This is a genomic window from Terrabacter sp. GCM10028922 (assembly GCF_042666095.1).
Lineage (GTDB): Bacteria > Actinomycetota > Actinomycetes > Actinomycetales > Dermatophilaceae > Terrabacter.
In genome coordinates this window covers 435,109-454,806 of record NZ_JBHTFG010000006.1, presented here as the reverse complement: position 1 = coordinate 454,806, position 19,698 = coordinate 435,109, and the positions used below count along the sequence as shown (strand labels likewise).

Genomic DNA, 19,698 nt, shown 5'->3' with positions numbered 1-19,698 from the left:
CGCCAGACGGCCCCACGGCCGTCCATGAGGGAAGGGCATCGATGACGAACTCCTCTTCGCGAGCGGCGAACCTCACCGCGACAGAGCTCGTGGCGGCCTACCGGACCGGGGACCTCTCCCCGGTCGACGTGCTGCACGATGTCGCGTCGGTGATCGAGGCGCGCGAGCCGCAGCTCAACGCGTTCTGGCAGCTCGACCTCGAGGGTGCAGAGGACGCCGCGACACGCAGCGAGAAGCGCTGGAGCAAGGGCGAGCCGATCGGTCCGGTCGACGGAGTTCCCTTGACCGTCAAGGAGAATCTGGCCCGCGCGGGCGTCCCCATGCCCGCCGGAAACGCCGGCCTCACACCCGTGTGGCCCGAGCGCAGCAGCCCGGTCGTGGAACGCATCGAGGAGGCCGGGGGCGTCATCCTCGGCTCCACCGTCATGCCCGACTGGGGGATGCTCAGCTCCGGCGTGTCGAGCCTGCACGGCATCACCCGATCCCCCTGGAACCCTGTCCTCACCACCGGGGGGTCGAGCTCGGGCGCCGGGGCGGCGGCCGCCGCCGGCTACGGGCCACTGCACGTCGGCACCGACATCGGTGGCTCCATCCGGCTGCCGGGCACCTGGCTCGGGCTCACCACTCTCAAGCCGAGCGCGGGCCGGGTGCCGCTCGACGCGCCCTACCTCGGGCGCGCGGCCGGCCCGATGACGCGGTCCGCGCCGGACGCGGCGCTCCTGATGTCGGTGATCAGCCGTCCCGACCCACGCGACTGGACGAGCCTGCCTCCCGCCGAGCTCGACCTGTCCCTCGACCCCGCGGCGTTCGACGTGACGCGGTTGCGCATCGGCCTGCATCTCGACGCCGGGTGCGGGATGCCGCTCGATCCCGAGGTGCGCACCGCCGTCGAGCACGCGGCGGAGGTGTTCGCGGCGGCGGGTGCGAGGGTGGCAGAGGTCCCGCCGTTCATGACGGAGCGGATGCTCGCCGACCTCGACCAGTTCTGGCGCGTGCGGTCGCTCGTCGACTTCGAGGCCTTGGCGCAGGACGCCCGCGAGCGCGTCCTGCCCTTCATCCAGCGGTGGGTTCTCGCCGTGGCTGACGTCGACGGCCGGTCCGTGCTGCGCGACTACGCGAGCATCATGACCCTGCAGCGGGCCACGGTGACGGCGACCGAGGCCTTCGACTTCGTGCTCTCGCCGGTGGCACCGGTGGCCGCGTTCCCAGCGGAGTGGCCGATGCCCTGGGGCGAGACCGACGAGGGCATGGCGCACATCGGCTTCACCGCCCCGTACAACATGTCCGGCCAGCCGGCGGCCAGCGTGAACTGCGGGTTCACGTCCGACGGACGCACCATCGGGCTGCAGGTGTCCGGCCGACGCTTCGACGACGTGGGTGTGCTCCGTGCCGTCGACTGGTACGAGCAGCACCGAGGGGCCGAGGCGACACCTGCCTGGCCCATCCCCGAAGCAGGTGCGGGCGCATGACTGAGACAGCCGGGGACCCGCGGGGGTTCGAGCAGGTGCGTCCGGTGCGGCTCTACGAGCGCATCGTCGAGCAGATCGAGGAGGCCATCGCCAGGGGTGAGCTGCGGCCGGGGCAGCGCCTGCCGAGCGAGCGCGAGCTCGTCGTCCAGTTCGGAACGAGCCGGGCCACCGTGCGCGAGGCGTTGCGGGTGCTGTCCAGCAACGGCGTCGTGCGCTCCCGACCCGGCGACCCCAACGGCCCGGAGATCCTGCCCGTCACGGCAGGCGGGCTGACGAAGCAGATGCGCCGCCTCGCCCGGGCCGAGCACCTGACTCTCGCGCAGCTGCTCGTCTCACGGATGATGCTCGACTCGACGGCGAACCGGCTCGCCGCCATCCTGCGCACCGACGAGCAGCTCGCCGAGATGGAGGCGGCCATCGAGCGGATGCGCGGGGCGGTCAGCGGCGGCTACACGTCGTTCAGCGAGGCCGACTTCGCCTTCCACGAGGCCATCGCCCGCGCCAGCGGCAACACGCTGATCCAGGTGAGCAACGCCGTCGTACGCGACACCGTCCTCTCGCTCATCTCCGACAAGATCGCCCACGCACGCAACTCGAAGGCGCTCATGAAGCGGTCGCTCACCCACCACGAGCAGGTGCTCACCGCCATCCGTGAAGGCGACGGCCCGGCCGCGGCGCACGCCTCCCTGCACAGCCTCTACGACTACTACGCCAGCTACGTGCCCGCCTCCGAGCGCGCGACGCTCAAGGCCCTGCTCGCGAACTGACCGAACGCCGTCGGTGCTCGTGCACCCGGTCACCCACGGTCAGAGCTTGTACCCGATCGTGCGCAAGAGCGCGTGCCGGGCGCGTTCGTCCTCCTCGGTCTCCACGCCGAGCGGCGATGCGCCGTCGACGACCGCGAGGATGCCGCGCCCCTGGTCGGTCTGCACGACGACGACCTCGAGCGGGTTGGCTGTCGCGGCGTAGACGTGGCACACCTCAGGAACCACCTTGATCTGGTTGAGGACGTTGACCGGGAAGCCGTCACGCAGGAACACGACGAACGAGTGCCCGGCCCCCACGGCGACGGCTGCGTCGACCGCCAGGCCGACGAGCTCGTCGTCGTTGCCCGACCGACGGACGAGGCGTGGGCCGGAGGCCTCGCAGAACGCGATGCCGAAGTGAAGGTGCGGCGAGCTGCCGACGAGTGCCTCGTAGAGGTCCTCGACGGTCTTGATGAAATGGGACTGTCCGAGGATGACGTTGAGCCCCTCCGGCACCTCGACGGGCACCGTGACGATCGCCGGCTCGCTCATGGCGGCCTCCCTCCCTCGTGTGCGACTACCTCGGGGGCCTCGTGACAGCCCCGCTCAAGGGTCCGCCCGTGGGCTCCCGACCGCAACGGCTCGCCGTGGGTGGGCGCCCGGCCGCCTCGCCGGCCCGCCCGGCGTCGGCGCGTGCACTCGCTCGGTGGGTCGCCGTCCGGCCGCGATCTCGTGCCCGGCAGAATGCGTGCCTCAGGCGTCGGTGACAAGGAGTGGGATTCTGTGGGTGTGCAGTCGATCGAGCGTCGCATCGCCGAAGAGCTCGGAGTTCGCGACGGCCAGGTGACCGCAGCCGTCGGTCTGCTCGACGGGGGCTCGACCGTCCCGTTCGTCGCGCGCTACCGCAAGGAGGCCACGGGCGGGCTCGACGACGCGCAGCTGCGCACGCTCGAGGAGCGTCTCGGCTACCTCAGGGAGCTCGAGGAGCGCCGCGCGGCCGTGCTCGCCTCGGTCGAGGAGCAGGGCAAGCTCGACGACACCCTCCGCGCGCAGATCCTCGCAGCCGAGACGAAGGCACGCCTCGAGGACATCTACCTCCCCTTCAAGCCCAAGCGCCGCACCAAGGCGCAGATCGCTCGCGAAGCCGGCCTCGAGCCCCTCGCCGACCTGCTGATCGGCTCCCCTGAGACCGAGCCCGATACGGCCGCAGCCGCATTCGTGGACCCGGAGCGAGCCGTCGCAGACGCCGCTGCCGCTCTCGAGGGAGCCCGCGCCATCCTGGTCGAACGCTTCGCCGAGGACGCCGACCTCATCGGAGACCTGCGCGAGCGTGTCTGGCGGCAGGGCCACCTCGGGTCGCGCGTCCGATCGGGAAAGGAGGAGGAAGGCGCGAAGTTCTCCGACTACTTCGAGTTCACCGAGCCGCTGTCGAAGCTCCCGTCTCACCGCATCCTCGCGCTCTTCCGCGGCGAGAAGGAGGACATCCTCTCGCTCGAGATCCACCCCGAGGACCCAGCCGCCGAGCAGCAACCCGGCCCCACGGCATACGAGCGCTCCATCGCCCGCCGCTTCGGTGTCGAGAACGGCGGCCGCCCCGCGGACAAGTGGCTCGCCGACACGGTCCGCTGGGCCTGGCGCACGAAGATCCTCGTCCACCTCGGCATCGACGCGCGGATGCAGCTGCGCCGCGCCGCCGAGGAGGAGGCCGTACGCGTGTTCGCCGCCAACCTGCGCGACCTGCTGCTCGCTGCCCCTGCCGGTGCGCGTGCCACGATGGGCCTCGACCCGGGCTTCCGCACGGGCGTCAAGGTCGCGGTCGTCGACGGGACCGGCCGCGTCGTCGCCACCGAGGTCATCTACCCACACGTCCCGCAGAACCAGTGGGACCGCTCGATCACCACCTTCGCGAGGCTGGCCAAGGAGCACTCCGTCGAGCTCGTGGCCATCGGCAACGGCACGGCCTCGCGCGAGACCGACCGGCTCGCCGCAGAACTCGTCAAGCGCCACCCGGAGCTCGGGCTGGCGACGGCGGTCGTCTCCGAGGCCGGCGCATCGGTCTACTCCGCGTCGGCCTTCGCGTCGCAGGAGCTGCCAGGCATGGACGTCTCCCTCCGCGGCGCCGTGTCGATCGCGCGGCGCCTGCAGGACCCGCTCGCCGAGCTCGTCAAGATCGACCCGAAGTCGATCGGCGTCGGCCAGTACCAGCACGACCTCAGCCAGACCGCGCTGTCGCGGTCTCTCGACGCGGTCGTCGAGGACTGCGTCAACGCTGTCGGGGTCGACGTCAACACCGCCTCCGCTCCCCTGCTGACCCGCGTCTCGGGCATCACGCCCGGCCTCGCCGACAGCATCGTGGCGCACCGCGACGCGACCGGGCCGTTCCGCACCCGGAGGGCCCTCAAGGACGTGCCGCGCCTCGGGCCCAAGGCGTTCGAGCAGGCGGCGGGCTTCCTCCGCATTCCCGGGGGCGACGACCCGCTCGACGCGTCGGCGGTGCACCCGGAGGCCTACCCGGTCGTCCGCCGCATGCTCGAGTCCACGGGCCGGAAGCTCACCTCACTGATCGGGAACACCCCTGCGCTCCAGGCGATCCGGCCTGCCGACTTCGTCGACGACACGTTCGGGCTCCCGACCGTCACCGACATCCTCAGCGAGCTCGACAAGCCGGGCCGCGACCCGCGACCGACGTTCAGGACGGCCACCTTCAAGGAGGGTGTCGAGGAGATCAAGCACCTGAGGCCCGGCATGACGCTCGAGGGCGTCGTCACGAACGTCGCGGCCTTCGGCGCGTTCATCGACGTCGGCGTGCACCAGGACGGCCTCGCCCACGTCTCCGCACTCTCGAAGAGCTTCGTGCGCGACCCACGCGAGGTCGTCAAGCCCGGCGACGTCGTCATGGTCAAGGTGCTCGACGTCGACGTGCCTCGCAAGCGCATCTCGCTGACACTGCGCCTCGACGACGAGGTGACGCCGGGCGGCACCGCGCAGGGCGGCCAGCGCGGGTCCGGTGCAGGCCAGCGTGGCGGGGGTGGTCAGCCACCGCGACCGGGTCAGCGGCAGGCTGGACAGGGTCAGCGACAGACGCAGGGGCGGGGGCAGGGTGGACCGGCAGGCCGGCAGCGCCGAGACGACGCTCCCGTCGACAGCGCGATGGCCGAGGCGCTCCGGCGCGCCGGCTTCACCGGCTGAGGGGTCGGACGCCCACATCCCACGGCCCAGACCATTGTGATCCGGGCCAGTCTTTGGTCGACTGTCTGTGGTGGGTCGGGCCCATGAGGGGCCGGTCCGAGCGACACGGAGGTACCCATGAGCAGTTCAACCCAGTCGATCCCCGAGTACGCCGAGGACGCGGACTTCGAGGGATCTCCTGCGGGCGTGCACTCGAGCGTCACGCTGGGTGCGCCAGTCCCGCAGGTGTGGCAGCACCTGATCAGTGCACGTGGCACCGAGGCCCTGCTCGGCCCGGGCGTCACGCTCGGCAGCAAGGGAGAGTCCTGGCACAGCGCCGAGGGACCCCACGGCGTGGTGCGCAGCTACCACCCGCTGGAGCAGATTCGCGTCTCGTGGCACCCGCACGAGGACGGCCCCCTCAGCATCGTCGACCTCCAGCTCAAGCCGGACGGTGACGGCACGCGCGTCGACCTCTACCACGAGGGCCAGGGCATCGCCGAGGACGGCGCCGGCGACAAGTCACGCTGGGACGACGCACTCGGCCGGTTCGCACAGACCCTCGACGCCTGAGGTCACCTCACGACCATCACCGGGCAGGTCGCGTCGTGGATGACGCGGTGGCTCACCGAGCCGAGCAGCATCCCGGTGAATCCTCCGTGCCCGCGCGAGCCGACGACGATGAGCCCGGCGGTCGCCCCCAGGTCGGCGAGCGACTGTCCGGGATCGCCGTAGAGCACCTCGGTGGTCACCTCGACCTCGGGGTGCTGCGCACGCACGCGGTCCGCCGAGCGCGTCACGGACTGCTCGGCATGGTCGCGGATCGCGTGCGTCTCCTCCGTGCCGCCCCTGGCCGTCTCGGCGTAGGTCCAGGCCTCCATCGAGGGCGAGCGCGCGACACGGACGATGTGCAAGGTGGCCGTCTCCTGCTCGGCCACGACGGCCGCAGCGTCGACGGCGCGTGCCGCGGCGTCGGAGTCGTCCACTCCCACGACGACGTCGCGCTCCGGGCCGGGGCGCGCAGGCGCGCGCATGTCCTGGGTGTCGTGCCCTCCCGGTCCGCGGACCACGACGACGGGGCAGTGCGCGTGGGCGGCGACGGAGTACGACGTCGAGCCGAGGAGGCCCGCCAGCAGTCGGCCGCGGCCCCTGCTGCCGACGACGACGAGGTCAGCGTCCCTGGACATCTCCACGAGCTGGGCGGCCGAGCTGCCCAGCCAGTACTGGGTCTCGACGCGCGAGGCGTCCAGCAGGCGTCCGACGCGCTCCGCACCCTCGTCGACGAGAGCCTTCGCCGCACTCTCGTACGACGGCTCCACCGGCGAATGGTCCATGGCTGGGCGCGCGGGGACGGTCGTCACGTCGACGCCGTGCACCAGCGTGAGATGCGCTCCCCGGAGTCGGGCCGTCTCCGCGGCCCACGTCAGCGCGAGCCGTGATCCCGTCGAGCCGTCGTAGCCGACGACGATGCCGTGCCTGGTCCGAACCTGGCCGTTCATGGTGGGTGCCTCCTCGGATGAGGCCGGGGCCGATCCACCGGCCATCTCCATCGTCTCTCCACCCCGGTCCGTGGGCGCCGTTCCTCCCTTGAGCGTGCGTTGACTTCCACATTGCAGAAGTTATTATCCGCAGAACAGAAACTGCGAGAGAGTTGAGCCATGCCGACCCAGCCCACCGACCAGCCCACCGACCAGCCCACCGACCAGCCCACCGACCAGCCGTCCCACCAGACCACCGACCAGACCACCGACCACCAAGCCCGGGGAGCGGGGGTCGACGTGGCGGCGCTCGCCGATGCGCTCGACGAGCGCCTCCGCGACGCGGACCGGGAGCTCGCCCGACGCTTTCCCGGGCCGCGGGCGGGTCGGCAGCCCGTGCACACGGTCTATGTCCCGGCCGACCGCTACGACGCCGGCCTCACAGCGGCCTGGGGCGCCGCGGCGACCGCCGCGGTCGACCTGCACCACGACGCGTTCGCCCGCATCGTCGGTGACGACGCCCTCGAGGAGGCGGTCCGCCGCAAGCTCGCGAGCGAGCCCGTCGAGGACCTGAGGATCGACTTCGAGGACGGGTACGGCACCCGCCCGGACGCCGAGGAGGACGCCGCCGTCGATCGGGCAGCCCGAGAGCTGCGCTCCTCCATGGAGCAGGGAACGGCCCCGCCCTTCACGGGCATCCGCTTCAAGTCGTTCGAGTCGCCGACCCGGCGGCGGGGTCTTCGCACCCTGGTCCGGTTCCTCGAACAGCTGTGTCAGGACGGTTCCCTCCCAACCGGCTTCGTGGTCACGCTGCCCAAGGTGACGAGCGTCGACCAGGTCGAGGCCATGGTGCTTGCAGCCCAGCGGATCGAGGCAGGGGTCGGACTGACGACTCCACTCGGCTTCGAGATCCAGGTCGAGACGCCGCAGTCGATCCTCGGCCCGGACGGCACGGCGCTCGTCGCCCGGATGGTCCACGCGGCCGCCGGCCGCTGCACCGGGCTGCACTACGGCACGTATGACTACTCCGCCTCCATCGGTATCGCGGCCGAGTTCCAGGCCATGGACCATCCCGCGGCCGACCACGCCAAGGCCGTCATGCAGGTGGCCGCAGCCGAGACGGGCGTCCGGCTCTCCGACGGGTCGACGAACGTCATCCCCGTCGGCGGACCCGAGTCGGTCGCCGCGGCCTGGGCCCTGCACCACCGGCTCGTCGGCCGCTCCCTCGCGCGCGGCTACTACCAGGGGTGGGACCTGCACCCGGCCCAGCTGCCGACGCGGTACGCCGCCGTGTTCTCCTTCTACCGCAAGGGTTTCGCCGCGGCGTCGACGCGCCTGCATGACTACGTCGCGCAGCGGGAGTCGGCGTTCATGGACGAGCCGGCCACAGCGCGCGCCCTCGCCGACTTCGTCCTTCGGGGCCTGGACTGCGGCGCCCTCGACGATGACGATGCGGTGAGGCGGTGCGGACTCGACCGTGCGGCCCTGGCCCGACTGGCCCGCCGCGCCTGAGGCACCTGACGCGCGACGCGCCCGGCACGCGAGACGGCTCCCCGGCCCCGTTGACGCCGCCGGAGGACCCCGCCTATCCTTCCATTATTCGATAATTTAATTCCGCATCATGGAATCACAGACAAGTGGAGGCGCAACACACTCCACCGCGACCTCAACCACGGCACCCTGTTGGAAAGCACCGTCGCGAAACAGAACCGCCAGCATCGACAACGGAGTTGAAACATGAGCATCGTTCTGGGACCGAACCAGTACGGCAAGGCTGAGAACCGGGTGGTGCGCATCACGCGAGACACCGCCCGCCACGAGATCGTCGACCTCAACGTGTCGACGTCGCTCCGCGGTGACTTCGCCGACGCACACGTGACGGGCGACCAGTCGAAGATCCTTCCGACGGACACGCAGAAGAACACCGCCTTCATCTATGCCAAGAAGCACGGCGTGAGCTCACCCGAGGACTACGCACTCGCCCTCGCCGGCCGCTTCCTCGACGCCGCCCCCGCCGCCACGGGCGCCCGCATCGAGGTCGAGCAGTACCAGTGGGACCGCATCCCCGTCGGCGACACCGGCCACGACCACGCGTTCGTGCGCCGGGGCGGCGACACCCGCACCACGGTCGTCACGGTCGAGCGCCCCGGCCACGAGACGACCGGCGAGCGGACGACGCATGTCGTCTCCGGTCTCACCGACCTCGTCGTCCTCAAGTCGACGGGCTCGGAGTTCAAGGGCTACCTGAAGGACGAGTACACGACCCTCGCCGAGACCGACGACCGGATCCTCGCCACGTCTCTCGTCGCCCGGTGGCGCCACGTCGGCACCGACAGCGACTGGAACAAGTCGTTCGAGAGCGTGCGCGAGACCCTGCTCGAGGTGTTCGCGACGACGTACAGCCGCGCCCTGCAGGAGACCCTGCACGCGATGGGCCAGGCCGTGCTGGAGCGGCACTCCGACATCGCCGAGATCCGGTTCTCCGCTCCCAACAAGCACCACTTCCTCGTCGACTTCTCCGCCTTCCCGGACGTCGAGAACAACGGCGAGGTCTTCATCGCCGCCGACCGGCCCTACGGACTCATCGAGGCGACGGTGCTGCGCGACGACGTGCCGGCCGCCCCCGAGGCCTGGCTCGCAACCCCCGGCTTCTGCTGACCGGAAAGGGAATTCACACCATGACCACCGCTGCCACCGGAGCCACTCAGGCCCCGTCCCCGCGCCCCCGCAGGTCCCGCCACCCCGTCGACGAGGTCCTGCCCGCCCCGAAGCTCTTCGTCTACGGCTTCCAGCACGTCCTCGCCTTCTACGCCGGGGCCGTCATCGTGCCGATCCTGCTCGCGAGCGCGATCGACCTGTCGACCGAGGAGCTCATCCACCTCATCAACGCCGACCTCTTCACGTGCGGCATCGCCTCGATCATCCAGTCGGTGGGCTTCTGGAAGATCGGCGTGCGCCTGCCACTGCTGCAGGGCGTGACGTTCACGGCCGTCTCCCCCATGATCGCCATCGGCCTCGCGGCCGGTGGCGGCACCGAGGGACTGCTCGTCATCTACGGCGCCGTCATCGTCGCGGGGCTCTTTACCTTCTTCGTCGCCCCGTACTTCAGCCGCCTGATCCGCTTCTTCCCCCCGGTCGTCACCGGCTCGGTCATCACGATCATCGGCATCGCGCTGCTGCCTGTCGCCGCGGCGGACGCCGTCGGTGGCGCGGGGCCCGGCCTCGACCCCGCGAGCGGGCGCAACATGGCGTACGCCCTCGGCACCCTCGCGCTCATCGTCGTGATCCAGCGTGTCTTCAAGGGGTTCATGGCGACGGTCGCCGTGCTGGTCGGCCTCGTCGCGGGCACGCTCGTCGCCTGGGTGCTCGGAGACGCCCACTTCGCCGACGTCTCGAGCTCGGGATGGTTCGGGGTGACCACGCCGTTCTACTTCGGCTGGCCGAAGTTCTCGGTCGCAGCCATCATCTCGATGGTCGTCGTCATGCTCATCACGGCAGTCGAGACGACGGGAGACGTCTTCGCCACCGGCGAGATCGTCGAGAAGCGCATCGAGCGCGACGACATCGCGCGTGCGCTGCGAGCCGACGGCATGGCCACGACGATCGGCGGCGTCTTCAACTCCTTCCCGTACACGTGCTTCGCCGAGAACGTCGGACTCGTGCGGCTGACCCGGGTCAAGAGCCGCTACGTCGTGGCCATGGCCGGCGCGATCATGATCGTCATCGGACTCATCCCCAAGGCGGGGGCGCTCGTCGCCGGCATCCCGCACCCCGTGCTCGGCGGTGCCGCGCTCGCGATGTTCGCCACGGTCGCCGTCGTCGGCTTCCAGACCCTGTCGCGCGTGGACTTCCACGACCACCGCAACGTCGTCATCGTCGGCACGAGCGTCGGGCTCGCGATGTACGTCACCGCGCAGCCCGACGTCGCCAAGGCCGTTCCCGACTGGGCGCAGATCATCCTCGGCTCGGGCATCACGCTCGGCAGCATCACCGCGATCGTGCTCAACCTCCTCTTCCACCACGTCGGGTCGAGGCGCGGACCCGCCGTCGCAGGCACCCCCGGCTCCCTGATCCGGCTCAGCGAGGTCAACGAGATGACACGGGAGCAGTTCGTCGACACCTTCGGCAGCCTCTTCCAGGGCCCGACGTGGGTCGTCGAGCGCGCCTACGACCAGCGCCCGTTCGCCGACACGAAGGACCTGCGCCAGGCGTTCCAGGAGGCGCTCTTCTCCGCCACGACCGAGGAGCAGCTGGCGCTCATCGACTCCTACCCCGACCTCGGCGCGGAGAGCGTGGCCGGCGGCGACGAGGGCGAGGACTCGCTGCGCGACCAGGCGAGCCGCGGCCTGACGCGGCTCGACGAGAAGGACCACCTGGAGCTCTCCGAGCTGACGCGCCAGTACCGTGAGCGTTTCGGCGTCCCGCTCGTCACGTGCGTGCGTGACCGTGACTCCTACGCCCAGGTCCTGCGTCACGGCTGGGAACGCCTCAACAACTCCGCCAGCCAGGAGCATGCCGCGGCCCTCGTCGAGATCTCCAAGATCGCGGCCTACCGGTTCGACGACCTCGTCGCCGACGCCAACCCGATCCACAGCGCGCGTACGCGCATCGTCGACGTGGACCAGATGGCATGAGCAACCGGACCGACACCAGCCCGTCCGCGGCCGACGCGAGCCCCGCGGCCGACGCGAGCCCCGCGGCCGGGGGGACCCTCGAGGCCTTCAACGAGGAGCCGGCAGCCACCCTGCGGGCCCGCCTGCTCGCCTGCCTCGGCGTCGACCGCTGGGCCGACGACGTGCTCGCCGGACGCCCGTATGCCGCCCGCGCAGCCGTGTTCGAGGCCGCCGACCGAGCAGCTCGCCGGCTCGACGACGGCGAGCTCGCCTCGGCGCTCGCCGGGCACCCGCGGATCGGCGAGCGCGCCAGCGCCCCGCAGCACGACGCCGAGCTCTCGGCGCGTGAGCAGGCGGGCGTCGACCCGGCCGACACCGAGGTCCGGGCGGCGCTGGCGGCCGGCAACACGGCATACGAGGAGCGCTTCGACCGCGTCTTCCTCATCCGCGCCGCGGGCCGCTCCGCACACGAGATCCTCGCCGAGCTGCGCCGGCGCCTGGGCAACGGGGACGAGGCAGAGCGGACCGAGACGGTCGACCAGCTGCGCGAGATCGCCCTGCTGCGGCTCGAGTCGGTGCTGTGATGGGCACGCTCTCGACCCACGTCCTCGACACCAGCACCGGGCGTCCCGCGCAGGGCCTCACGGTCACGCTCGAGTCGGCTTCCGGGCAGAGTCTCGGCACCGGGACGACGGACGCCGACGGACGCATCCCCTCGATCGGGCCCGAGCGGCTCGACGCCGGCGACTACCGGCTCCGCTTCGACACCGGTGCGTGGTTCGCGGCAACCGGAACCCGAGGCTTCTACCCCGAGGTGACGATCGCGTTCACGGTCGCCGACGCCGAGGAGCACTACCACGTGCCGCTGCTGCTCAACCCGTTCGGCTACTCCACGTACCGCGGCAGCTGAGCCACCCACCGGCAGCTTCCCACCACCCACCACCCACCACCCACCACCGTCGAGTGGGCACTTTGCACCGGGGTTCCCGGGCCCGGGTGCAAAGTGCCCATTCGACGTGTCTGTGGCGCGGCGACTCGTGACGTCGTAGGCCCTTGCAGCACAACGCTGTTCACCAGGTGGGACAGCGAGACCTCGGACCTTGACCCTCGGGGTCTCGAGCCCTACCGTTTTGCATATCGGAAATTAGTTTCCACATTACGGAAGTGATGAGATGACGACGAACCAGCCCTCCGGGACCCCGGCCGCCCCGGCCGCCCCGGCCGCCCCCGCCGGCCTGCGCTACCTGGCCAACTGCTCGATGCTCTTCACCGAGCTGCCCCTCCTCGAGCGCCCGCAGGCCGCCCGCGACGCCGGCTTCGACACCATCGAGCTGTGGTGGCCGTGGCCCGAGCAGCCGGTGCCGGGCGACCGCGAGGTCGAGGAGCTCGTCCGGGCCGTCGGGGATGCCGGTGTGCGCCTGGCCGGGCTCAACTTCTTCGCCGGCGACCTGGCCGGCCCCGACTGCGGCGTGCTCTCGATCCCCTCCGGGGTGAAGCAGTTCCGGGACAACATCGACGTCGCCGTCGGCATCGGTGAGCGGCTCGGCGTCAGCGCGTTCAACGCGCTCTACGGCAACCGCGTCAGCGACTCCACGCCCGCGGAGCAGGACGCGCTCGGCCGGGAGAGCATCATCGCCGCGGCCCACGCGGCCGACGGCATCGGCGCGACGGTCCTCGTCGAGGCCGTCAGCGGTCCCAAGCCCTACCCGCTGCGCACGGCTGCCGACGCCGTCACGGTCGTCGACGACGTGCGGGCCGCGGGCGCGCACAACGTCGGCTTCCTGCTCGACCTCTTCCACCTGGCCAACAACGGCGACGACCTGGACTCCGCGGTGACCGCGTACGCCGACCGGGTGGCCCACGTCCAGGTGGCCGACTGGCCCGGCCGCGGCGAACCGGGGTCCGGGCGGCTGGACCTCGACCGCCACCTCGAGGCTCTCGCCGACCACGGCTACACCGGCTGGGTCGGCCTCGAGTACACGCCGACGACCTCGACGGCCGAGAGCCTCACCTGGCTCACCGCCCCCGCACACCAGACATCCCACTGACCGCAAGGAGATCGACATGACCACCATCGCCTTCATCGGACTCGGCATCATGGGCAGCCCGATGTCCGTGCACCTGGCCGACGCCGGCTACGACGTCGTCGGCTACAACCTGACCCCCGACCGCTACGGACCGCTCGTCGAGGTCGGGGGGCGCGGCGCCGACTCGATCGCCGAGGCGGTCAAGGCCGCAGACGTCGTCGCCGTCATGGTGCCCGACTCGCCCGACGTCAAGGCGGTCCTCACCGGAGACGACGGCGTCCTCGCGAACGCCCAGCCCGGCACCCTCGTCATCGACTTCTCCTCGATCCGTCCCGACGTCACCGCCGAGCTCGCGACGGAGGCCGCCGCCAAGGGCTTCCGCCTGCTCGACGCACCGGTCTCGGGCGGCGAGGCCGGGGCGCGCAACGCGACGCTGTCGATCATGGTCGGGGGTTCCGATATGGACTTCGCCGAGGCGAAGCCGATCCTCGACACGGTCGGCGGCACCGTCGTCCACGTCGGCGGCAACGGTGCCGGCCAGACCGTCAAGGCCGCGAACCAGCTCATCGTCGCGGCGAACATCCAGGCGCTCGCGGAGGCCGTCGTCTTCCTCCGCGCCTACGGCGTCGACCTCGACGCGGCACTCACCGTCCTCGGCGGCGGCCTCGCCGGCTCGAAGGTGCTCGACCAGAAGCGCGACAACATGCTGACCGACTCCTTCGACCCCGGCTTCCGGATCGACCTGCACCACAAGGACATGGGCATCGTCAGCTCTGCAGCCCGCGAGGCGGGCGTCGTACTCCCGCTCGGCAACCTCGTCGCGACGCTCATGGCCGCGGCCCGCGCCAACGGCGACGGCGGCCTCGACCACTCCGGCCTGCTCCGCGGTGTGCAGCGCCTCTCGGGCCAACGGCCCGCCTGACCGACAGACCTCGCCCGACGGCATACGGCCCGAACAGCAGCCGTATGCCGTGGGGTGGCCCACGCAAGGACACGAACATGGCACGCATGACAGCAGCCCAGGCAGCGGTGGAGATCCTCAAGAAGGAGGGCATCACCAACCTCTTCGGCCTCCCGGGGGCAGCGATCAACCCGTTCTACAAGGCGATGCAGACCAACGGGGGCCTGCACCACACCCTCGCGCGGCACGTCGAGGGCGCCTCCCACATGGCCGAGGGCTGGACCCGCGCGAGGGCCGGCAACATCGGCGTCTGCGTCGGCACGAGCGGTCCGGCCGGCACCGACATGATCACCGGGCTCTATTCGGCGAGCGCCGACTCCATCCCGATCCTCTGCATCACCGGGCAGGCGCCGGTCGCCAAGCTGCACAAGGAGGACTTCCAGGCCGTCGACATCGCCGCCATCGCCAAGCCCCTGACGAAGATGGCGGTGACGGTGCTCGAGGCCGCCCAGGTGCCGGGCACCTTCCAGCAGGCGTTCCACCTCATGCGGTCCGGCCGCCCCGGGCCCGTGCTCATCGACCTGCCCATCGACGTGCAGCTGACCGAGATCGAGTTCGACGTCGACACCTACGAGCCGCTGCCCGTCTACAAGCCGGCCGCGAGCCGACGCCAGGTCGACAAGGCGCTCGACCTGCTCGAGTCGGCGGAGCGACCGCTCATCGTGGCCGGCGGCGGCATCATCAACGCCGACGCCGCCGACCTGCTCGTCGAGCTCGCCGAGCTGACCGGCGTGCCCGTCGTCCCGACCCTCATGGGCTGGGGCACGATCCCGGACGACCACGCTCTCAACGTCGGCATGGTCGGGCTCCAGACGAGCCACCGCTACGGCAACGCGACGCTGCTCGCGTCGGACTTCGTGCTCGGCATCGGCAACCGGTGGGCCAACCGCCACACCGGTGACCTCGAGACCTACACGCAGGGGCGCACGTTCGTGCACGTCGACATCGAGCCGACCCAGATCGGGCGCGTCTTCGCCCCCGACTACGGCATCGTCTCCGACGCGAAGGCGGCACTCGAGCTGTTCGTCGAGGCGGCCCACGAGCGCCGTGACGCTGGTCGTCTGCCCGACCGCACCGGCTGGGCGGCGGACTGCGCCGAGCGCAAGCGCACCCTCTGGCGCAAGACGAACTTCGACGCCGTGCCGATCAAGCCGCAGCGCGTCTACCAGGAGATGAACAAGGCCTTCGGCGCCGACGTGCGCTACGTCAGCACGATCGGCCTCTCCCAGATCCAGGCTGCCCAGCTGCTCCACGTCTACCAGCCGCGCCACTGGATCAACGCCGGCCAGGCGGGACCCCTCGGCTGGACCGTGCCCGCCGCCCTCGGGGTGGCCACGGCCGACCCCGACTCCACCGTCGTGGCCCTGTCCGGTGACTACGACTTCCAGTTCATGATCGAGGAGCTCGCGGTCGGCGCCCAGTTCAACATCCCCTACATCCACGTGCTGGTGAACAACGCGTACCTCGGGCTCATCCGTCAGGCCCAGCGCGGCTTCGACATGGACTACTGCGTCCAGCTCTCCTTCGACAACGTCAACGCCCCGGAGGTCAACGGCTACGGCGTCGACCACGTCAAGGTCGCCGAAGGACTGGGGTGCAAGGCGATTCGCGTCACCGAGCCTGACGACATCCTGCCCGCGCTGGAGCAGGCGAAGAAGCTGATGGTCGAGCACCGGGTGCCCGTCATCGTCGAGGTCATCCTCGAGCGGGTGACCAACGTGTCGATGGGGACCTCGGTCGGCAACGTCACCGAGTTCGAGGAGCTCGCCCTCAGCGAGCTCGACGCCCCGACCGCGCTCTACGCGAACCTCGACTGAGCGTCGAGGAAGGAGAGCCGATGCCTCGCGTCGTCATCGCCCCGGACAAGTTCAAGGGCAGCCTGAGCGCAGCCACCGTCGCGACCTGCCTCGCCGTGGGTGTCCTGGCGGGATGCCCGGGCGCCGACGTCGTCACGGTCCCGGTCGCTGACGGCGGTGACGGCACCGTCGACGCGGCCGTCGCGGCCGGCTTCGACCGCGTGCGGCTCCGGGCGACCGGCCCGACCGGCGTCCCGGTGACGACGTCGTGGGCCCGCCGGGGTGACGACGCCGTCGTCGAGCTCGCCGACGTCAGCGGCTTGGGCCGTCTGCCCGACGGACGTGCGGCACCGCTCTCGTCGACGAGCCGCGGCACCGGTGAGGTCATCGTCGCAGCCCTCGACGCGGGCTGCCGGCGCATCGTCGTCGGCGTCGGCGGCAGCGCCGGCACCGACGGCGGGGCCGGCCTGCTGCGGGCCCTCGGAGCCCGGACCCTGGACGCAGACGGACGAGAGGTCGCGGAGGGCGGCGCGGCGCTGGCTCGCGTCACGACCCTCGACCTCAGCGGCCTGCACCGCCGGGTCCGCCAGGTCGAGCTCGTCGTCGCCTGCGACGTGGACAACCCGCTCACCGGACCACACGGCGCGGCAGCGGTCTACGGTCCGCAGAAGGGGGCAGACCCCGTCGACGTCGTCCGCCTCGACGCCGCCCTCGGCCACTGGGCCGACGTCGTCGCGTCGGCGACGGGCGCCGACCTCCGCGACGTCCCCGGAGCAGGAGCCGCCGGTGGGGTCGGGTTCGCTCTCACGGCCGTTCTGGGGGCGGCCGCGAGACCCGGGGCCGAGCTCGTCTTCGAGCTCACGGGGCTGCTCGACCTGCTCACCGGAGCCGACCTCGTCATCACGGGGGAGGGCTCGCTCGACGAGCAGACCCTGCGCGGCAAGGCGCCTGCTGCGGTCGCGGCGGCCGCGCGCGCGGCCGGCGTGCCCGTCGTCGCGGTCGCCGGCCGATGCCTGGTCGACCCGCAGACGTGGGCGGCCGCGGGCTTCGCCGACGTGCTCACGACGACCGACGAGGCCGGTTCGGTCGAGGCGTCCCTCGCGGCGCCCGGACCCGCCCTGGAGGCGATCGGTCGGCGCCTCTCGCAGTCCCTCGGGCGAGCTTCGCGCATGAGGTCGCCGGGCTCGGCCGCACGGCATACGGTCGGACACGAAGGCACGACGAAGGAGTCCCCGGCATGGCTCTCGACACCCTGATCCGCGCACCACGCGCCGTCGTCGACGGACGCGTCACCGCCGCGCTCGTCGGCGTGCAGGACGGGCGCGTCGTCGAGGTCCGCACGGCCGAGGCGCTCGATGACCTGGAGCGCTCCGCGGACACGCTCGAGGCCCGCGTCGTCGTCGACCTGAGGCCCGACGAGGTGCTCCTTCCGGGCCTCGTCGACACGCACGTGCACGTCAACGAGCCCGGCCGCACCGAGTGGGAGGGCTTCACGAGCGCCACGCGTGCCGCGGCCCGTGGCGGGGTCACGACGATCGTCGACATGCCCCTCAACTCCGTACCTCCGACGACGAGTGTCCGCGCGCTGGAGGCGAAGCGCGACGTCGCGCGCGGCCAGGCGTTCGTCGACGTCGGCTTCTGGGGCGGAGCGGTGCCGGGCAACCTCGAGGAGCTCGGCCCGCTCCACGACGAGGGCGTGTTGGGCTTCAAGTGCTTCCTGCTGCACTCCGGCGTCGACGAGTTCCCGCACCTCCCGCCCGACGACTTCGAGGCGGCCATGCGCGAGACGGCCCGCCTGGGCGCACTCATGATCGTGCACGCCGAGGACGCGCACGCCATCGAGCACGCGCACCCGGCCGACGGCAGGGCGTATGCCGGTTTCCTGCACTCCCGCCCGCGCGGCGCCGAGAACCTCGCCATCGCCCAGGTCATCGAGCTGGCTCGCTGGACCGGCGCCCGGGCTCACGTGCTCCACCTGTCGAGCTCCGACGCCCTTCCGATGATCCGGTCGGCCCGCGACGACGGGGTCGCACTCAGCGTCGAGACGTGCCCGCACTACCTCACCTTCGCCGCCGAGGAGATCTCCGACGGGGCGACCGAGTTCAAGTGCTGCCCGCCGATCCGCGAGGCCACCAACCGGGACCGGCTCTGGGACGGGCTCGTTCGCGGCGACATCGATCTCGTCGTCACCGACCACTCACCGTGCACGGTCGACCTCAAGGCCTTCGACAGCGGCGACTTCGGCAAGGCCTGGGGCGGCATCGCCGGGCTCCAGCTCGGCCTCGCGGCGACGTGGACCGGCGCCCGTGCCCGCGGCCTGGGCCTGCCGGACGTCGCCCGGTGGATGGCCGAGGCCCCCGCCGCTCTGGTCGGCCTCACGGCCAAGGGACGCATCGCCGTGGGCCTCGACGCCGACCTGGCCGTGTTCGCCCCGGACGACGAGTTCGTCGTCGAGCCGGCCGCCCTGCACCACAAGAACCCCGTGTCGGCGTATGCCGGCCGCACGCTCACGGGCGTCGTGCGCCAGACCTGGCTGCACGGCATACCCGTTGACATCGACGCAGCGCCGCGTGGGCGGCTGCTGCGGAGAGGAGACGCATGAACCAGCCCAGGTACTACTCCCCCACCGGCGGGCTCCCGCCGCAGACGGACCTCACGACCGACCGAGCCGTCTTCACCGAGGCGTATGCCGTGTTGCCGCGCGGGACGATGCGCGACATCGTCACGAGCGCCCTGCCGCACTGGGACCAGACCCGCACGTGGATCATCGCGCGGCCGCTGTCCGGTTTCGCCGAGACGTTCTCGCAGTACATCGTCGAGGTGTCGCCCGGCGGAGGCAGCAGCCGGCCGGAGCTCGACCCCGGCGCCGAGGGCGTGCTGTTCGTCGTGAGGGGTGCCCTGACGCTGGACGTCGACGACCAGTCCTTCGACCTCACCGAGGGCGGCTACGCCTTCCTGCCCCCGGGCGCGGCGTGGACCCTCCGCAACGAGGCCGACGCACCGGCGACGTTCCACTGGGTGCGCAAGGCGTACGAGCCCGTCGAGGGCATCGAGGTGCCCGAGGCGTTCGTGACGAACGAGGCGGACGTCGCCGGTGAGCCGATGCCCGGCACGGACGGCGTCTGGTCGACGAAGCGCTTCGTCGACCCCATGGACGTGCGCCACGACATGCACGTCACCATCGTCAGCTTCGAGCCCGGCGGGGCGATCCCCTTCCCGGAGACCCACGTCATGGAGCACGGGCTCTACGTGCTCGAGGGCAAGGCGGTCTACCTGCTCAACAACGACTGGGTCGAGGTGCAGGCGGGTGACTTCATGTGGCTGCGCGCGTTCTGCCCGCAGGCCTGCTACGCGGGTGGGCCGGGCCGCTTCCGGTACCTGCTCTACAAAGACGTGAACCGCCACGCGAAGCTGTCCCGCCAGTTCCTCTGACCGGAACT

At 71.3% G+C, this 19,698-nt stretch carries 17 protein-coding genes; 15 read left to right on the top strand and 2 right to left on the bottom strand.

Annotation, left to right across the window (positions count from 1 at the left end):
- The first annotated feature begins 41 nt into the window (after positions 1 to 41).
- Together ACFQU3_RS06980 and ACFQU3_RS06975 are read left to right on the top strand one after the other, a co-directional pair.
- Complete coding sequence (locus ACFQU3_RS06980; RefSeq protein WP_385908074.1) at positions 42 to 1,469, top strand: amidase; 1,428 nt, start codon at positions 42 to 44, stop codon at positions 1,467 to 1,469.
- Positions 1,466 to 2,236, top strand: a complete 771-nt coding sequence (locus ACFQU3_RS06975; protein ID WP_385908073.1) for a FadR/GntR family transcriptional regulator — start codon at positions 1,466 to 1,468, stop codon at positions 2,234 to 2,236. The genes ACFQU3_RS06980 and ACFQU3_RS06975 overlap by 4 nt, the downstream gene beginning before the upstream one ends.
- Before the next feature lie 39 nt (positions 2,237 to 2,275).
- Here the strand turns inward: ACFQU3_RS06975 and ACFQU3_RS06970 are convergent, their stop codons facing one another.
- Entirely contained in the window at positions 2,276 to 2,767 is a 492-nt protein-coding gene (locus ACFQU3_RS06970; protein ID WP_385908071.1) for an adenosine-specific kinase, read from the bottom strand.
- Positions 2,768 to 2,959: 192 nt separating this feature from the next.
- Here ACFQU3_RS06970 and ACFQU3_RS06965 point away from each other — a divergent pair, with 192 nt between their 5' ends.
- Together ACFQU3_RS06965 and ACFQU3_RS06960 are read left to right on the top strand one after the other, a co-directional pair.
- On the top strand, positions 2,960 to 5,404 hold the full coding sequence (locus tag ACFQU3_RS06965; RefSeq protein WP_385908069.1) for a Tex family protein: 2,445 nt from the start codon (positions 2,960 to 2,962) through the stop codon (positions 5,402 to 5,404).
- Positions 5,405 to 5,521: 117 nt separating this feature from the next.
- Positions 5,522 to 5,956 carry an SRPBCC domain-containing protein gene (locus tag ACFQU3_RS06960; protein ID WP_385908068.1) on the top strand — a complete coding sequence of 145 codons (435 nt, stop codon included), beginning with the start codon at positions 5,522 to 5,524 and terminating at the stop codon, positions 5,954 to 5,956.
- Positions 5,957 to 5,958: 2 nt separating this feature from the next.
- Here ACFQU3_RS06960 and ACFQU3_RS06955 read toward each other — a convergent pair whose 3' ends face one another.
- A complete protein-coding gene (locus tag ACFQU3_RS06955; protein WP_385908066.1) occupies positions 5,959 to 6,882 on the bottom strand; it encodes a universal stress protein in 924 nt (307 codons plus the stop codon).
- Between the two features lie 159 nt (positions 6,883 to 7,041).
- On the opposite strand from ACFQU3_RS06955, the gene ACFQU3_RS06950 reads away from it, so the two are divergent.
- The 11 genes from ACFQU3_RS06950 (at position 7,042) to ACFQU3_RS06900 (ending at position 19,690) form a co-directional block, all read left to right on the top strand.
- Positions 7,042 to 8,373, top strand: a complete 1,332-nt coding sequence (locus ACFQU3_RS06950; protein ID WP_385908064.1) for a DUF6986 family protein — start codon at positions 7,042 to 7,044, stop codon at positions 8,371 to 8,373.
- Between the two features lie 225 nt (positions 8,374 to 8,598).
- The gene (pucL, locus tag ACFQU3_RS06945; protein WP_385908062.1) at positions 8,599 to 9,519 is read left to right on the top strand and encodes a factor-independent urate hydroxylase; all 921 of its coding nucleotides are present in this window, start codon (positions 8,599 to 8,601) and stop codon (positions 9,517 to 9,519) included.
- Positions 9,520 to 9,539: 20 nt separating this feature from the next.
- Positions 9,540 to 11,495, top strand: coding sequence for a 2-oxo-4-hydroxy-4-carboxy-5-ureidoimidazoline decarboxylase (gene uraD / locus ACFQU3_RS06940; protein WP_385908060.1), 1,956 nt, complete (start codon positions 9,540 to 9,542; stop codon positions 11,493 to 11,495).
- Positions 11,492 to 12,058, top strand: coding sequence for a 2-oxo-4-hydroxy-4-carboxy-5-ureidoimidazoline decarboxylase (gene uraD / locus ACFQU3_RS06935; RefSeq protein ID WP_385908058.1), 567 nt, complete (start codon positions 11,492 to 11,494; stop codon positions 12,056 to 12,058). The genes uraD (ACFQU3_RS06940) and uraD (ACFQU3_RS06935) overlap by 4 nt, the downstream gene beginning before the upstream one ends.
- Complete coding sequence (gene uraH / locus ACFQU3_RS06930; RefSeq protein WP_385908056.1) at positions 12,058 to 12,384, top strand: hydroxyisourate hydrolase; 327 nt, start codon at positions 12,058 to 12,060, stop codon at positions 12,382 to 12,384. Before uraD (ACFQU3_RS06935) ends, uraH begins: the two co-directional genes overlap by 1 nt.
- Positions 12,385 to 12,646: 262 nt before the next feature.
- On the top strand, positions 12,647 to 13,522 hold the full coding sequence (locus tag ACFQU3_RS06925) for a hydroxypyruvate isomerase family protein (protein WP_385908054.1): 876 nt from the start codon (positions 12,647 to 12,649) through the stop codon (positions 13,520 to 13,522).
- 16 nt (positions 13,523 to 13,538) lie between these two features.
- Positions 13,539 to 14,423: a 2-hydroxy-3-oxopropionate reductase gene (locus ACFQU3_RS06920; protein WP_385908052.1), complete on the top strand. Its 885-nt coding sequence runs from the start codon at positions 13,539 to 13,541 to the stop codon at positions 14,421 to 14,423.
- 77 nt (positions 14,424 to 14,500) lie between these two features.
- Entirely contained in the window at positions 14,501 to 16,279 is a 1,779-nt protein-coding gene (gcl, locus tag ACFQU3_RS06915; RefSeq protein ID WP_385908050.1) for a glyoxylate carboligase, read from the top strand.
- Between the two features lie 20 nt (positions 16,280 to 16,299).
- Positions 16,300 to 17,514: a glycerate kinase gene (locus ACFQU3_RS06910; RefSeq protein WP_385908048.1), complete on the top strand. Its 1,215-nt coding sequence runs from the start codon at positions 16,300 to 16,302 to the stop codon at positions 17,512 to 17,514.
- Positions 17,496 to 18,860 carry an allantoinase AllB gene (gene allB, locus ACFQU3_RS06905; protein WP_385908046.1) on the top strand — a complete coding sequence of 455 codons (1,365 nt, stop codon included), beginning with the start codon at positions 17,496 to 17,498 and terminating at the stop codon, positions 18,858 to 18,860. Before ACFQU3_RS06910 ends, allB begins: the two co-directional genes overlap by 19 nt.
- Positions 18,857 to 19,690: a bifunctional allantoicase/(S)-ureidoglycine aminohydrolase gene (locus tag ACFQU3_RS06900; protein WP_385908044.1), complete on the top strand. Its 834-nt coding sequence runs from the start codon at positions 18,857 to 18,859 to the stop codon at positions 19,688 to 19,690. The genes allB and ACFQU3_RS06900 overlap by 4 nt, the downstream gene beginning before the upstream one ends.
- Positions 19,691 to 19,698: the final 8 nt, after the last annotated feature.

Bases quoted from the DNA above. Each gene is read 5' to 3' on its own strand.
- pucL (WP_385908062.1), top strand. From the start codon at position 8,599: ATGAGCATCGTTCTGGGACCGAACCAGTACGGCAAGGCTGAGAACCGG.
- ACFQU3_RS06920 (WP_385908052.1), top strand. From the start codon at position 13,539: ATGACCACCATCGCCTTCATCGGACTCGGCATCATGGGCAGCCCGATG.
- ACFQU3_RS06970 (WP_385908071.1), bottom strand. From the start codon at position 2,767: ATGAGCGAGCCGGCGATCGTCACGGTGCCCGTCGAGGTGCCGGAGGGG.
- ACFQU3_RS06910 (WP_385908048.1), top strand. From the start codon at position 16,300: ATGCCTCGCGTCGTCATCGCCCCGGACAAGTTCAAGGGCAGCCTGAGC.
- gcl (WP_385908050.1), top strand. From the start codon at position 14,501: ATGGCACGCATGACAGCAGCCCAGGCAGCGGTGGAGATCCTCAAGAAG.
- ACFQU3_RS06980 (WP_385908074.1), top strand. From the start codon at position 42: ATGACGAACTCCTCTTCGCGAGCGGCGAACCTCACCGCGACAGAGCTC.
- uraD (WP_385908060.1), top strand. From the start codon at position 9,540: ATGACCACCGCTGCCACCGGAGCCACTCAGGCCCCGTCCCCGCGCCCC.
- ACFQU3_RS06925 (WP_385908054.1), top strand. From the start codon at position 12,647: ATGACGACGAACCAGCCCTCCGGGACCCCGGCCGCCCCGGCCGCCCCG.
- ACFQU3_RS06955 (WP_385908066.1), bottom strand. From the start codon at position 6,882: ATGAACGGCCAGGTTCGGACCAGGCACGGCATCGTCGTCGGCTACGAC.
- allB (WP_385908046.1), top strand. From the start codon at position 17,496: ATGGCTCTCGACACCCTGATCCGCGCACCACGCGCCGTCGTCGACGGA.
- uraH (WP_385908056.1), top strand. From the start codon at position 12,058: ATGGGCACGCTCTCGACCCACGTCCTCGACACCAGCACCGGGCGTCCC.
- ACFQU3_RS06900 (WP_385908044.1), top strand. From the start codon at position 18,857: ATGAACCAGCCCAGGTACTACTCCCCCACCGGCGGGCTCCCGCCGCAG.
- ACFQU3_RS06975 (WP_385908073.1), top strand. From the start codon at position 1,466: ATGACTGAGACAGCCGGGGACCCGCGGGGGTTCGAGCAGGTGCGTCCG.
- ACFQU3_RS06960 (WP_385908068.1), top strand. From the start codon at position 5,522: ATGAGCAGTTCAACCCAGTCGATCCCCGAGTACGCCGAGGACGCGGAC.
- ACFQU3_RS06965 (WP_385908069.1), top strand. From the start codon at position 2,960: ATGCGTGCCTCAGGCGTCGGTGACAAGGAGTGGGATTCTGTGGGTGTG.
- ACFQU3_RS06950 (WP_385908064.1), top strand. From the start codon at position 7,042: ATGCCGACCCAGCCCACCGACCAGCCCACCGACCAGCCCACCGACCAG.
- uraD (WP_385908058.1), top strand. From the start codon at position 11,492: ATGAGCAACCGGACCGACACCAGCCCGTCCGCGGCCGACGCGAGCCCC.